The organism is Leptolyngbya sp. CALU 1928 (assembly GCF_056784215.1).
The window spans coordinates 160,214-173,282 of the sequence record NZ_JBXBCE010000018.1 but is presented as its reverse complement, the minus strand read 5'-3'; the positions used below and the strand labels follow the sequence as shown (position 1 = coordinate 173,282).

The 13,069-nt window shown below is 49.4% G+C and carries 13 protein-coding genes; 7 read left to right on the top strand and 6 right to left on the bottom strand.

Going from position 1 to position 13,069, the window contains the following annotated elements:
• Positions 1–330: 330 nt before the first annotated feature.
• A complete protein-coding gene (locus AC1S5B_RS23585; protein ID WP_482038105.1) occupies positions 331–1,533 on the top strand; it encodes an argininosuccinate synthase in 1,203 nt (400 codons plus the stop codon).
• Position 1,534: 1 nt separating this feature from the next.
• Positions 1,535–2,191 carry an HAD-IA family hydrolase gene (locus AC1S5B_RS23580; protein ID WP_482038104.1) on the top strand — a complete coding sequence of 219 codons (657 nt, stop codon included), beginning with the start codon at positions 1,535–1,537 and terminating at the stop codon, positions 2,189–2,191.
• 52 nt (positions 2,192–2,243) lie between these two features.
• Here the strand turns inward: AC1S5B_RS23580 and AC1S5B_RS23575 are convergent, their stop codons facing one another.
• Complete coding sequence (locus AC1S5B_RS23575; protein WP_482038103.1) at positions 2,244–3,518, bottom strand: aminotransferase class I/II-fold pyridoxal phosphate-dependent enzyme; 1,275 nt, start codon at positions 3,516–3,518, stop codon at positions 2,244–2,246.
• 396 nt (positions 3,519–3,914) lie between these two features.
• On the opposite strand from AC1S5B_RS23575, the gene AC1S5B_RS23570 reads away from it, so the two are divergent.
• Positions 3,915–5,036 carry a lipase family protein gene (locus AC1S5B_RS23570; RefSeq protein ID WP_482038102.1) on the top strand — a complete coding sequence of 374 codons (1,122 nt, stop codon included), beginning with the start codon at positions 3,915–3,917 and terminating at the stop codon, positions 5,034–5,036.
• 88 nt (positions 5,037–5,124) lie between these two features.
• Here AC1S5B_RS23570 and AC1S5B_RS23565 read toward each other — a convergent pair whose 3' ends face one another.
• The 3 genes from AC1S5B_RS23565 to AC1S5B_RS23555 all read right to left on the bottom strand — a co-directional run bounded on the left by AC1S5B_RS23565 (position 5,125) and on the right by AC1S5B_RS23555 (position 6,381).
• Positions 5,125–5,586 (bottom strand): ferredoxin, encoded by a 462-nt coding sequence (locus AC1S5B_RS23565; RefSeq protein WP_482038101.1) that lies wholly within the window; start codon positions 5,584–5,586, stop codon positions 5,125–5,127.
• 137 nt (positions 5,587–5,723) lie between these two features.
• Positions 5,724–6,110, bottom strand: coding sequence for a DUF1257 domain-containing protein (locus tag AC1S5B_RS23560; protein ID WP_482038100.1), 387 nt, complete (start codon positions 6,108–6,110; stop codon positions 5,724–5,726).
• 61 nt (positions 6,111–6,171) lie between these two features.
• Entirely contained in the window at positions 6,172–6,381 is a 210-nt protein-coding gene (locus AC1S5B_RS23555) for a DUF2997 domain-containing protein (RefSeq protein WP_482038099.1), read from the bottom strand.
• Positions 6,382–6,793: 412 nt separating this feature from the next.
• On the opposite strand from AC1S5B_RS23555, the gene bioU reads away from it, so the two are divergent.
• Both bioU and AC1S5B_RS23545 read left to right on the top strand, forming a co-directional pair.
• Entirely contained in the window at positions 6,794–7,813 is a 1,020-nt protein-coding gene (bioU, locus tag AC1S5B_RS23550) for a (S)-8-amino-7-oxononanoate synthase BioU (RefSeq protein WP_482038098.1), read from the top strand.
• A 378-nt stretch (positions 7,814–8,191) separates the two neighbouring features.
• Positions 8,192–9,469 (top strand): acetylornithine/succinylornithine family transaminase, encoded by a 1,278-nt coding sequence (locus tag AC1S5B_RS23545; RefSeq protein ID WP_482038097.1) that lies wholly within the window; start codon positions 8,192–8,194, stop codon positions 9,467–9,469.
• A 153-nt stretch (positions 9,470–9,622) separates the two neighbouring features.
• On the opposite strand, the gene AC1S5B_RS23540 is transcribed toward AC1S5B_RS23545, so the two are convergent.
• Together AC1S5B_RS23540 and AC1S5B_RS23535 are read right to left on the bottom strand one after the other, a co-directional pair.
• A complete protein-coding gene (locus AC1S5B_RS23540) occupies positions 9,623–11,002 on the bottom strand; it encodes a DUF3370 domain-containing protein (protein ID WP_482038096.1) in 1,380 nt (459 codons plus the stop codon).
• A 26-nt stretch (positions 11,003–11,028) separates the two neighbouring features.
• Entirely contained in the window at positions 11,029–11,544 is a 516-nt protein-coding gene (locus tag AC1S5B_RS23535) for a pyroglutamyl-peptidase I family protein (protein WP_482038095.1), read from the bottom strand.
• A 254-nt stretch (positions 11,545–11,798) separates the two neighbouring features.
• Between AC1S5B_RS23535 and hisH the strand changes: the two genes are divergently transcribed.
• Together hisH and rsmD are read left to right on the top strand one after the other, a co-directional pair.
• Positions 11,799–12,464, top strand: coding sequence for an imidazole glycerol phosphate synthase subunit HisH (gene hisH, locus AC1S5B_RS23530; RefSeq protein ID WP_482038094.1), 666 nt, complete (start codon positions 11,799–11,801; stop codon positions 12,462–12,464).
• Positions 12,461–13,006 (top strand): 16S rRNA (guanine(966)-N(2))-methyltransferase RsmD, encoded by a 546-nt coding sequence (gene rsmD, locus AC1S5B_RS23525; RefSeq protein WP_482038093.1) that lies wholly within the window; start codon positions 12,461–12,463, stop codon positions 13,004–13,006. Before hisH ends, rsmD begins: the two co-directional genes overlap by 4 nt.
• The last annotated feature ends 63 nt before the right edge of the window (positions 13,007–13,069 follow it).

The window sequence follows — 13,069 nt, the reverse complement described above, 5'->3', positions numbered from 1 at the left end:
TATCCGCAAATCCTAATTAGGTTTCAGGTTTCAGGTTTCAGGTTTCAGGGAGCAGGAAGGAATTACAGGCGAGTTACGAATGGCGGGTTACGAATGGTGAGGTACGTATGGAGAGCTATGAAGCATAAAGGAAAAACACTATCGAGAGCATAAAAGGGAAAGCGCTATTGAGCTTGTGTTAATCGACCCTCGACCCTCTGCATCTCTCACCCGAAACCTGTAACCCGAAACCTGTCCCGCTGCTTTTTGCAATTTTGTACCTTCTCTGACAAGAAAAAGTACCCATTCGCTGGATAATGATTCAGTTGTTTCGGTAAGCCAAGAGAGAACATGGGTCGCGCTAATAAAGTTGTGCTGGCATACTCCGGCGGAGTCGATACTTCGGTGTGCATTCCTTATCTAAAGCAGGAGTGGGGCGTACAAGAGGTGATTACGCTGGCGGCAGATTTGGGGCAGGGATCGGACATGGAGCCAGTCCGTGAAAAAGCGCTCAAGTCTGGTGCTTTAGAGTCTTTGGTGATTAATGCGACCGAGAGCTTTGTTAAAGATTATGCGTTTCCGGCAATTCAGGCAAATGCGCTTTACGAAAGTCGCTATCCGTTGTCTACGGCGCTTGCCCGCCCTCTGATTGCGAAGCTATTAGTGGATGCGGCAGAAAAATATGGTGCGGATGCGGTCGCTCATGGATGCACGGGCAAGGGGAATGATCAGGTGCGGTTTGATGTGTCGATCGCAGCCCTAAACCCTAACCTAAAAGTACTCACTCCAGCGCGGGAATGGGGCATGAGCCGGGAAGAAACAATCGCCTATGGAGAACGGTTTGGGATTGCATCCCCGGTGAAAAAATCGTCGCCCTACAGCATTGATGAAAACTTGCTCGGACGAGCGGTAGAGGCTGGCATCCTGGAAGATCCGTGGATTGAGGCACCGGAAGATGTTTATACCATGACGACGGCGATCACCAACACGCCCAACGAGCCAGAATATGTGGAAATCGGCTTTGAAAAGGGCATTCCCGTGAGTATTAATGGTGCAACACCCGACCCGATCGCCTTGATCACCCAACTGAATGAAATGGCTGGAAAGCACGGCGTGGGTCGGCTTGACATGATCGAAAACCGCTTGGTGGGAATTAAATCCCGTGAGATTTACGAAACCCCGGCGATGTTGTTGCTGATTGATGCCCACCGCGACTTGGAAAGCTTGACGCTGACGGCGGATGTTGCCCAATACAAGCGCGGGATTGAACAAACCTACACCCAACTGGTTTATAACGGGCTTTGGTACAGTCCTTTAAAAGATGCATTGGATGCGTTCATCCTATCAACCCAAGAGCGAGTCACGGGAACGGTGCGGGTAAAACTGTTTAAGGGCACCCATAGCGTGGTCGGGCGCAAGTCAGTTCACTCGCTGTATACGCCCGATTTGGCAACCTATGGCAAAGAAGATGTCTTTGACCATGAGGCGGCGAAAGGGTTTGTCTATGTGTGGGGGTTGCCGACTCGCGTTTGGGCAGAAACGGGGCGCAAGTAACATGAGCGATCGCCCTTCCGTCATCTTTTTAGATGCAGTGGGCACGCTGTTTGGGGTGCGGGGCAGCGTGGGAGAACAATACGCCAAAGTGGCAAGTGGCTTTGGCGTAAATCTTCCTGCGGTCGCGCTAAATCAGGCATTTTTCAAAAGCTTTCAGGCGGCTGGTTCTCCGGGGTTTCCAGGGTGCGAGTCCTCTGAACTCAAAGCCAAAGAATACGCCTGGTGGTTTAACATTGCGGTGCAAACCTTTCAGCAAGTCGATGCCTTGCACCAATTTGCTGACTTTGAGGCATTTTTTGCTGAACTGTTTGCCTACTTCGCCGCGATCGCCCCTTGGGAAGTCTATCCCGATGCGCCGATCGCCCTCAAACACTGGCGGCAGTTGGGTATTCCTCTAGGCATTCTCTCCAATTTCGACTCGCGCATTTACTCGGTGCTGCAAGGGTTGGAATTGCTGGATTATTTTGAATCCATTACCATTTCAACTGAAGCTGGCACCGCTAAGCCCAATCGCCAGATTTTTGAAGTGGCGCTGCATAAACATACTTGCTTACCGCAAGACGCTTGGCACATTGGCGATAGCTACATAGAAGACTACCAGGCAGCACGAAACGCAGGCTTGCGCGGCATCTGGCTAAGCAGAAATAAAAAACCGTAAAAAAACCCCTCTCCTCAGATGAGAAGAAGGTGGCAGCAGGGGATCATCTCTTTTAAGCGCTGATAGTTGGCTCGTAGAGTAAATCGCGGGCTTTTGCCATGCTGGTCACTAAGCGATCCATTTCCTCGCGAGTATGCAGCGCATTCACGGTAATTCGGACGCGGGGCTTGGCGATAAACCAAATCGGTGAAACCCAAACGCCATAGTCTAATAGCTCTCTGGCGTAGATTTTAGGGTTGATTTCAGGGGGCAGCATCACAGGTACGACATTGGTTTCGCCGATCGCCAGAAAATCGTGTGCTTTAAGGCGCGATCGCAAATATTGCGTATTTTCCTGCAATCGAGTCACCCGTTCTGGCTGATCACGCACAATCCGAATGCATTGCAAAGCGGCGGCAGTCAACGGGGGAGCCAGAGAGCAAGTGCCAATGGAGGTCGGCGATACACTGAGCAACGGCTTAAGCTCAGCAATATGGGTGCTAATTGCTGCCCCGACTGATGCGCCAAACTTTGAGAACGTCGTCATAATCAGCGGAATGACCCCGCGATTGATTGCATCTTGAGGCTTCAAATTAAAATACTCATAAATACCGCGTCCCGTGGCACCCAACGCCCCACTCGCATGAGCTTCGTCCATCACCAAGACGCTACCCGGATAATTAGACAGCACGTCAATCATGCTGGGTAACGGCGCAATGTCGCCATCCATGGAAAACACCGCGTCGGAAACAACCATGATGCGATCATCTGGACGAGCATATCGCTGAAGTTTACGGGCTAAATCCTGCACGTCGCAATGACGATAGGCACGCACCCGCACCCGTGGACTATGCCCAAACAGCTTGCCAGATCGGGTTCCGGCATTTGCGATCGCTGACACGATACAGCCGTGGTTCAAAACATCGGTCAAAATCAGCGTTTCGCGAGTGTGCTGAAAGCCTGGAACCGGAATCGCCAAATGGCAAAAAGCGTCCATCAATGCCTGCATTGCCATCCATGCATTCAAAAATAGCTGGGTGTGGGGTAAATGCTTAAACGCCGATACTTCCTCTTCTAATTGACGATGCAAATCAATCCGACCGCTGAGAACTGAGCAGGAACTATTAGACGTTCCATATTGCAAAATGGAGTCGATCGCCGCCTGCTTAACTGACTCGTCTTGCGTCAAGCCCAACACATCATTGGTGCAAAAAGTTAAAACAACTTGGCGTTTGCCCGTCGCATCCTCAATTTCAACAAGGTTTCCATTTTTGCGATGGCAAATATATTCATCCGGGTCAAGACCGCTCTCATACCATCGTTGAACGTATTCTTTTACAACTTGCACAATAAACTCCTCTCACCTTTTTAGATAGCCTACCGCCTCTAGCTGAATAGTATAAGTTTCTCTGTCAATTACTTCTAGACACACTGATGCACTCTGGATAGTTAGAGATTATCTGAAACTTGCTGGGCAGTTCGATTCTAACGCTCTCAACTAAAGTTTTCAGGTCGGTTGATTGACTGCCCTGCGCCAGATCAAAGACGGCTGCGATCGCTTTTTGTGCCCAATTAGGGATCAGTAGGGGTTAAGGAATAATGAACAGGGGTTAGGGTTTTCCCATCATCTAAAGCCCGAAACCTGAAACCCAAAACCTGGTTCTTGAAATCATTCTTGCCTTTGCTCTTGCACAACGTGGTTGAAGGAAGGATGATTTGGGAGGTAAATTTTTCCTGTGCAAGCATGACTAAGCTCACTCGGCGGAAGGTGTTGTTCACTGGTTTGGCAGCGGGTACGGCAAGCGCGATCGCGGCTCAGCAGCAGGCTATCCAAGCGGCTGAACCCCTTCGTGCCCCTGCAAAGACCGTCACAGAACCGCCAAGACCCTCTGCTCTATTTGATTATGATGGCGATCCTAATACTCCTCCTACTGTTGAGAATGGCTTAGTTCAGCCGCCTATTCCCTACGATCGCGCTCAATCTAAACTTTTGATTCAGTGCTGCGATATTGCTTACGAGCAATTTGCGGCTGGCATAGTCGATCCTACCTATAACGGCTCGATCAAATCCCTCAAAAGCTATACTCCTCTGCTGGATGGCTATACCCAGATTGCCAGTTTCAAAGCCCAAGACGATCTGCTAGGCATATCACTTCAAGGCACCGTAATTCCCGAAATTTTGAGGCAACTGCCCCTTGACGAAATCGAACGCCGATTGCCTCAAGAAATTCGCGATCGCCTACCAAGAGCATTGCAGCGAGTCGCAAATCCTAGAATGGTGTTTCTGGGCTTTGCCTTAACCTCCAAACAGGGCAGCATCATCGTGTTTCGCGGTTCCCAAACTTCGGATGACTGGATTTCTAATCTACAAGTTAGACAAACGGATTATGTCCGAGGTAAAACGCCAGCCGGCAAAGTTCACAGAGGGTTTCTGTCGTTTTATAGCAACGTGCAAGCCCAAGTGCAAGCAGCAACCAAACTGTTGAATCCTTCTGCACCTTGCTACCTGACGGGGCATAGTTTAGGCGGTGCCCTTGCCACCTTCGCCACCTCAGATTTATCCCTTTCTAAACTGAAGCCCCAACTGCGGCTTTATACCTACGCATCTCCTAGGGTGGGCAATCTCGGCTTTGCTGAATATTTAAGTAGAGAAGTGCCTAATATGTATCGAATCTTCAACTTGGCAGACTCGGTGCCAGAGGTGCCGCCTTCCAAAACCAGAAATACTGCGTTTCATCATGTCGGACAAAATTGGTCTTTTCTGCACTACACCGGCGATGTTGCACCTAATCACTTTACAAGTGTGTATCGGGCTGCGATCGCCAAACAAGTAGAAACCAACACCCTGCCCAATTTTCCAGTATGACGCTGCGTGATCCCCAAAAACTGGGAGAAATAACCTATCTAGAGGTTATTTCTTAGCCAACCCGCCTTAATTTTCAATAAAAATTCTGCTAAGGATTTCTCTGCTGCGAGGTCTTTTTCTTCTTATCCTTTGTCTGGCGGCGGATTAATCCATGGTCAATCGGAAAACCTACTACAGGAATAACTTGATAGGCTCGTTCTTCTTCACGCTGCTTCAACTCGGTATAGTCTAGCCAGTGAATGCAGTCTACAGGGCAAGTATCGATCGCTTCTTGGATCATTTCTTCTGAGTCGCCGTCTTGACTAATCACCCGCGATCGCCCGTAATCTGGCTCTATGTAAAACGTATTTCGAGCCACATGAGCGCAGTGCTTACACCCAATGCAGGTAATTTCATCGACATAAACCCCTTTTTGCCGCAAGACTCCGCCCAGTTCTGGCTCAAACCCAGTCAGTTCCGATTCATTTCTTAAAGAGCCGCCCAGTTCCGGTTCTAGCCCCGAACGATTTAACTCGCTATATGCGTCTACACTACCGATGAAATCATCCATATGGGCACACTCACTATCAATGTGACTTAAAGAGTGGGTTCAAGATAAACAGACAAAAGCGAAGCATTATGTCATGGCGATCGCCAAACAAACGATTCATCCACAATGCTTCGCTTTCAAAAGTTGTCCCCTAAAAATTAGGCACTCCAGCGCTGTAGAACCAAGCGAATGGAGCCATCGACCTTTTGTTCTTGCTCAGAAACCTGAAAACCTTGCTGGGCGGTTTCAGTCAAAACGGTTTGAACTGCATAACGCTGAGTGATTTTGCTGAGGAACAGTTCAACTGGAATGGGTTGGTTCCAAAACTGCAAATCGGCAACCAACTCATATTCACTGCCATTCCAGCTAAAACCGATGTCGTAGCCGTTTGCTTGGGCGATCGCCACATCCGCTGTATGAGTTTGTCCGCGATAGCCAGACACCGCTTGCGGTCCTGGTTGCCAATCAATTTTGAGATCAGTTAAAGCCTTTTCTAAAGCAGGAAGATTCCGAATTTGGGTTTTAATTTGACTAAAGTGTGACATGGCGATTTTTTAATAGACTATACAACTGGAGAAAAATCGAAAACTGGTAGTTCTTGCAAAACTACCAGTCGGCGATGGTGGAATGAGTATTGATGACAGCCGACTGTTCCACTTTTTGAGCGAAATATTCAGAAGTCACCTCTTGGCTTAAAACCTGACCTAGCTGAGCTTCGATCGCAGCAGTCACCTCAGCGCAAGACATACCCACGATTCCGGTTACTGTTTCTTGCACACGACCATCTGGATAAATAATAAACTCTAGAGTTTCCATGCTTGAGTCCACTAGGGGTGTACGACTGTTTTTGAGATTGAGCCAAATCCTCACCACAGCAAGACGAGAATTGTTCAGCGTATGAAATGCTTATTGACTAAATTAAGGCTGGGAAATAACCCTGAGTCCTTGAGTTATAGAACTTAATAAAAATTACAGATGCCGTCGGTGAAGGCTCCGCTAATTGTCAGTTTCCCTTAACTTAAAAGTGCAGTCAAGTCAAAATCAAAAGCAATTTCTCAACTCACTCAAAATACAGGTTAAATTTTAGTAATTTTTGTAACATATATTAAAAATCTACAGGTTTCTAGCAAGGGGTTCCTCTGTCTTTGGATGGATAATCGGCAAGATTCAGTTGGATAATGAGAGTCTATTTAGTTTGGGTAGTAAGTAACCAATGGCTCAGCAACACATGACACAAGTCCTCGCATCACCCAGTAATTCATCAGAGGCACCGATTCGGGTGGGGATACTAGGGTTTGGTGGTTTGGGGCAAGCTGCCAGTCGAGTATTGGCTCTTAAAGCAGAAATGAAATTGGTCGCGATCGCGGATCAGAAAGGGTATGCTCACAATCCCCATGGCTTAAATGCCGATGCCAGTATTGCCGCCTGTCAGTCGCACAACTCCATTGGCTACTTAGAAGATGGCAGCTTGAGCAACGACAGCATTCACGAATTGATTCACTGTGCTTCTAAGGTTGAAGGCTACTTTTTGGCATTGCCTAACTTGCCCAACACCTTTATGGCATCGGTTGCTCAGCAGTTTATAGAAGCAGGCTGGCAAGGGGTGCTAGTGGATGCGATGAAACGGACGAGTGCAGTAGAACAAATGCTGGCACTCTCTGACAAGCTAAAAGCCTGCGGCATTACCTATATGACGGGCTGTGGTGCCACACCAGGCTTACTCACGGCGGCAGCGGCACTGGCAGCCCAGAGCTTTAGCGAAGTCCACAGCGTTCAAATCACTTTCGGCGTTGGCATTGCCAATTGGGAAGCCTACCGCGCCACGATTCGAGAAGATATTGCCCACATGCCGGGATACGACGTGGAAGCCGCTAGAGCGATGACGGATGCCGAAGTGTCAGCCCTTTTAAACCGGACAAATGGGCTATTAACCTTAGAAAATATGGAACACGCGGATGATGTGATGCTGGAATTGGCAGGCATTTGCGATCGAGATCGCGTCACCGTGGGCGGCATTGTTGATACTCGCAACCCCAAGAAACCTCTCAGCACGAATGTACGGGTGACGGGGCGCACTTTTGAAGGAAAGCTGTCAACCCATACATTTACTCTGGGAGATGAAACTAGCATGGCAGCCAATGTTTGCGGTCCCGCGTTTGGCTACCTCAAAGCAGGAATTGAACTGCATCGTCGAGGGCTGCATGGCGTATTCACGGCGGCTGAAGTCATGCCTAAGTTCGTTCGTTAATTTTTGACGTAGGATATGCCAGCACAGCGTGATTCATTATTTTCCGAGATTAACTAATCTAAAATGTGCAACGAAGATCAGCCCACGCTACGGAGGTCAAGAATCTCTCAAAATCTCTCTTCCGCTCTGGGAGAGGGATTTAGGTGAGGGGAATCAGCAATCGTTGCACGTTGGGTTAACCAGTGTCTCACTGTCATGGGATATTGTCATAGGAACTTGACCGATTCATTAGATTGCGGCTGAATGAGAATGAATGGGCTATTGTAAAAGCTAAGAATGAGAAAACTTCGGGCGCAAATATTTTTGTTTTGAATGAGTTGCGTCGATTCAAAGTTTAACTGCATTGTGTAGTCTTTTAAGCATTAAGGATTAGTTCCAGTGAGTCTAGAAACATTACTCCAAGTCCCGTCTCCTATCGTTGAATCTCTGCCGGATGTTGCTAGCCCATTTTCCCCAGCAGAATTTGATGAGTATGTCATGAAAACTTACGCTCGTTACCCGATTACGTTAGACCGGGGTGCCGGGTGTCGGGTTTGGGATACGGACGGACGAGAGTATTTGGATTTTGTGGCTGGAATTGCAACTTGCACCTTAGGACATGCTCATCCAGCTATGGTTGAAGCGGTCACAAAACAGATTCAAACGCTGCACCATGTCTCGAATCTTTATTACACAGCGGCTCAAGGTGAGTTGGCAAAGTGGCTGGTCGAAAATTCTTGTGCAGATCGCGTCTTTTTCTGTAACTCTGGCGCGGAAGCAAACGAGGGCGCAATCAAGCTAGCGCGTAAGTATGCCCATACCGTTCGTGGGATTGCCGATCCGGTGATTATCACGGCTCATGCTAGTTTTCATGGTCGGACTTTGGCAACCATCACCGCAACAGGGCAACCCAAATATCAGAAAGGCTTTAGCCCACTGGTGCCGGGGTTTGAGTATGTGCCTTATAACGATATTGCTGCATTGGAGCAGGCGATCGCTGACTTGGATAAAGATCAGCCGCGAGTTGCAGCAATTTTGCTAGAAGCGCTTCAGGGTGAAGGAGGCGTGCGTCCGGGCGATCGCGCTTACTTCCAGCGGATTCGGGAGATTTGCAGCGATCGCGGCATTCTTCTAATCTGCGATGAAGTGCAGGTGGGTATGGGGCGTTCTGGTAAACTTTGGGGCTTTGAGAATTTAGGCATTGAGCCAGATATCTTCACTTCCGCAAAAGGGTTAGGTGGCGGCATTCCCATTGGTGCGATGCTCTGTAAAGAATCTTGCAATATCTTCCAGCCCGGTGATCATGCCAGCACCTTTGGCGGCAATCCCTTTGCCTGTGCCGTGGCATTAGCAGTCTGCCAAACCGTGGAATCCGATCATCTGCTGCAAAATGTTCAAGAGCGCGGAGAACAACTGCGAACGGGATTACAAGCGATCGCCCAGCGCTATCCTGAAAAAGTGGCAGACGTGCGCGGTTGGGGGCTAATTAACGGACTGGAGATTCAAGCCGAAATAGATTTAACGTCTGCCCAAGTGGTGCAATCTGGGATTAATCAGGGGGTATTAATGGTTCCTGCGGGTCCGAAAGTCGTTCGCTTTGTGCCCCCCCTGATTGTTACTGCGGCTGAAATCGATCAAGCTCTCTATGCTGTAGACCAAGCATTTGCAACGTTGTAGTTTCTGTAACGCTTGTTTGCAAATAATCTCTTAGCGGTGAATTGGGATAGCCAAGCTTACCCAATCTAGAATCAGATCTGGTGGCAATTGGCTGAATGCCTAACGGCAGTTTCCTAGGAGAAGTTTATGGATGGCGTGAAGTTCTTCTTCGCTCTATTTCTTTAGGGTTCTGACCGTGAGGATTTGAGGTGGGGTGGAGTCGGGCGGATAGAGAAAATCGAACTGGACGAGGCGGCGATCGCCCGGTTTCATCGTCATCACGGCTAGAGGTTCGCCCTGCTGCCCCCGTCGCTGCACTAGATGCACATAGCGGGTTTGGGGAAGGCGGCGATCGTCGGTGTAGCGTAATCGCACAGTTCCTCGAAAAAAGACTTGACGTGGTACAGGCTCAAAAAACCGCAAATTTCCATCCTTGGGCTGGTCTTCCTTAATCGGCGTTTCCAGCATCACGGCGACGGTCTGGGTTTGATTCGTGAGATTTTGCAGGGGAAGCGTCAGGTTGTATTCGATCGCATAATTGCCATGGGCTTGATAGGCGGTATCTGGGTAACGTGCCACCATTGGCGCAGTTTGATTTTGCCCCGTGCCCAACGTGCCCCGCAGTAGGGTACTCAGACCATAGGAAAACGCTTCTCCGGCTGGGGGAATGGTGAGAGACCAAGTTGCCGGATTGTTAGGCTGAATACCAGGAGGATCAACCACCTGGGTTGTCCAACGTGATCCTTTCGCCACTCCTGCCACACGCCCATAGATAATCTGCCCCTTAGTCTGCTCCGGCGGTGTGGGCATTTTGTCGCGAGGTGCCGCCAGTTTGCCAGACTCTACCACTGCTTGCCATTCGGCGATAGTGGGAGCGCGTTCTGTGCCATTGGCATCGGTGGGAGCAAACAGCGCCAAACTCGCCGTATACACCGGGGCATTACTGGAAAGCCGCATCAGGGTCGATCGCCCATTGATTGGTGGCTGTAGCTCCTTCACCGGAATCGGCAAATTCAGCAACATGCGGCTTTCACCGGGTGGAATCACAATTTGAGCCGGAAAGTCGGGCGATCGCTTTCCGCGCAAAATATCCAGCATGGCGCGACTTCCCGGTCCTGCAAACACCGTACCCAGTGGATTATCAACATAGGCAGGCAGGTCGATAAAGGGGGCATCGGGCTGGCTCAAATAGCTGGCGGCTTGCAAAATATCCATCGTCACGGGTTTGCCACCGGGATTGTGCAGCAGCACCCCAAGATACAGCGTCCTCAAATCCTCTGGCGTTTTAGCTTTAGCAATGTGGTGAGCAAATACATCAAAGCGCCCTTGCAATGGCAGATTCAAATGGGCGGCAGGAGTGCGTTTGCCAGCCGGTGGGAAGGTAGATAGCAAAATGCCCTCGGTTTGTACCAACTCTGGGCTGTTGCTATTAAACACCAATACAGAATCTAGCTTTCCCGGCAAAACTCGCACCGCTTGAGGCACTTTGATTTCTTTAGAAACAGGCGCAGGAGTGATTTGGGCAAGCAGAATAGTAGATAAAATCGACAGCATAGGTATGGATAATAGAACGATTCAAGCTAACTTGCGGCGATGGGTTGCAGCAGTTTGAGGATGGTTGAAAAATCTTGTACAGTCACCTCTAAGGTTTCCGGTTTTAACGGCGGCACATGCACGAACAAACAGTGAGTTTTAAGCTGATGCAACTGAACGTATTTGAGGATCGAGTAATACAAATAGTTGCAGACAAAGCGCCCGGTGTTGTGGCTGATGGTGGTGGTTTGAGTCTGTTCAACTAAGGGTTTTAGGGGAATGCTGGTGTAGAGAATGTCACCCTGGTGTTTGCCGTTGGCTTCGACGGTGAGGCGCGATCGCTTTTCTGCCATGCCGCAACAAACAATTAGATCGGGCTGCAACGTCTCCACCACAGACAACACTTTTTCGGGGGCAAGCTGAAAATCGACCGGAATTTTTCGGGTTAGGTGAGTGTGTCGTGGCAATAACTTACGCCGCATCAACTCGGCAATCAAATCATCCGACGAGTTTGAAGCTTGATGCGGTTTCCAGGTGTCGAAGGTTGTGATTAGAGTGGACATTGGGCGGTGATGTTAGGTTAGCTGTGGATATAGCTTGTTGGGAGTGAAGGAGATTGTTGCAGAAGAGATATCACTATTGCTGGGGCAGGTGCAGCCGAGATCTAAGATTCTGACAGCAAATCAACTTCAAAATCCGCCTATACAAGCGGCTAGGCAATCGCGGGTGCTGGGTGGTCAGTTCATTGCTAAGTAAAGCAAGAGTTTGTTATTCAGATTACAATTCTACTGACGAAGGTCACAAAGGATGCAAAAAAATGCCGACGATCGCCGTAATAGATTACGACATGGGCAACCTGCACTCTGCCTGCAAGGGGTTGGAGAAAGCAGGCGCAACTCCCCACATTACTGATTCACCCATTGCCATTGATCAAGCTGACGCGATCGTGCTGCCCGGTGTGGGTTCCTTTGATCCGGCAGTCCAACACCTGCGATCGCGCCAGTTGGAAGCCCCAATCAAACGGGCGATCGCCAGCGGCAAACCTTTTTTGGGCATTTGTCTGGGCTTACAAATCCTGTTTGACTCCAGCGAAGAAGGACAAGAACCCGGTTTAGGCATCATTCCGGGCATCGTCCAACGCTTCACCCACGAACCCGGTATTACGATTCCCCACATGGGCTGGAATCAGTTAGATTTCACTCAGCCAGAGCTTACCCTGTGGCGACAACTTCCCGCGCATCCCTGGGTCTACTTCGTCCATTCCTATTACGTTGCGCCGATTGACCTCACTCTGCAAGCCGCCACTATCACCCACGGGAGCCAAACCGTCACTGCCGCGATCGCCCGTGACAACCTGATGGCAGTCCAATTCCATCCCGAAAAATCTTCCACGGATGGGCTGCAAATCCTAGCAAATTTTGTCAACCTGGTGGCAACCGGCCAAGAAGTAGCCGTTGGCAACCCGATCTCAGCCGTCAAATGACTCTCCGCATCTACGGCAACCGTGCCCTCAAAACGCTATCTGGTAAAGATACTCGCCCGACTCAATCCATCGTTCGGGAAGCGTTGTTTAACATTTGGCAACCCGCGATCGCTCAATGTCGCTGGCTTGATCTCTGTGCGGGCACGGGTGCCATGGGTGCAGAAGCGCTGTGTCGCGGAGCTTCTACCGTTGTGGGGATTGAACAGTCGTCTCGCGCTTGGGCAGTGATTCAGCAAAACTGGCAGCAGGTGGCGACAGAGGAGCAAGCTTTTCAATTGATTCGTGGCGACGTAATTAAAAAACTGTCCAGCTTATCGGGGCAGCAATTCGATCTGATTTATTTTGATCCGCCCTATGCCAGCGAGTTATATCAACCCGTACTAGACGCGATCGCACATTACAATCTGCTGTCTACAAATGGTGAACTGGCAGTAGAACATAATCCCAAGCGATCGGATTTTTCTGCCCCAGCCGCTTTAGAAGTATGTCGCCAAAAGAGCTATGGAAATACAGCATTAACGTTTTATCAATTAAAAAATTGAGTTGAGCGATCGCCAAAATCGAGTTTAATCCTCCAAAAAATTGAGTCAGTTTGGCAAAAAATC

Coding starts and splice junctions, on each gene's coding strand:
- bioU (WP_482038098.1), top strand. CDS start 6,794: ATGACACAAGTCCTCGCATCACCCAGTAATTCATCAGAGGCACCGATT.
- hisH (WP_482038094.1), top strand. CDS start 11,799: ATGCCGACGATCGCCGTAATAGATTACGACATGGGCAACCTGCACTCT.
- AC1S5B_RS23535 (WP_482038095.1), bottom strand. CDS start 11,544: ATGTCCACTCTAATCACAACCTTCGACACCTGGAAACCGCATCAAGCT.
- AC1S5B_RS23580 (WP_482038104.1), top strand. CDS start 1,535: ATGAGCGATCGCCCTTCCGTCATCTTTTTAGATGCAGTGGGCACGCTG.
- AC1S5B_RS23560 (WP_482038100.1), bottom strand. CDS start 6,110: ATGTCACACTTTAGTCAAATTAAAACCCAAATTCGGAATCTTCCTGCT.
- rsmD (WP_482038093.1), top strand. CDS start 12,461: ATGACTCTCCGCATCTACGGCAACCGTGCCCTCAAAACGCTATCTGGT.
- AC1S5B_RS23585 (WP_482038105.1), top strand. CDS start 331: ATGGGTCGCGCTAATAAAGTTGTGCTGGCATACTCCGGCGGAGTCGAT.
- AC1S5B_RS23540 (WP_482038096.1), bottom strand. CDS start 11,002: ATGCTGTCGATTTTATCTACTATTCTGCTTGCCCAAATCACTCCTGCG.
- AC1S5B_RS23555 (WP_482038099.1), bottom strand. CDS start 6,381: ATGGAAACTCTAGAGTTTATTATTTATCCAGATGGTCGTGTGCAAGAA.
- AC1S5B_RS23565 (WP_482038101.1), bottom strand. CDS start 5,586: ATGGATGATTTCATCGGTAGTGTAGACGCATATAGCGAGTTAAATCGT.
- AC1S5B_RS23570 (WP_482038102.1), top strand. CDS start 3,915: ATGACTAAGCTCACTCGGCGGAAGGTGTTGTTCACTGGTTTGGCAGCG.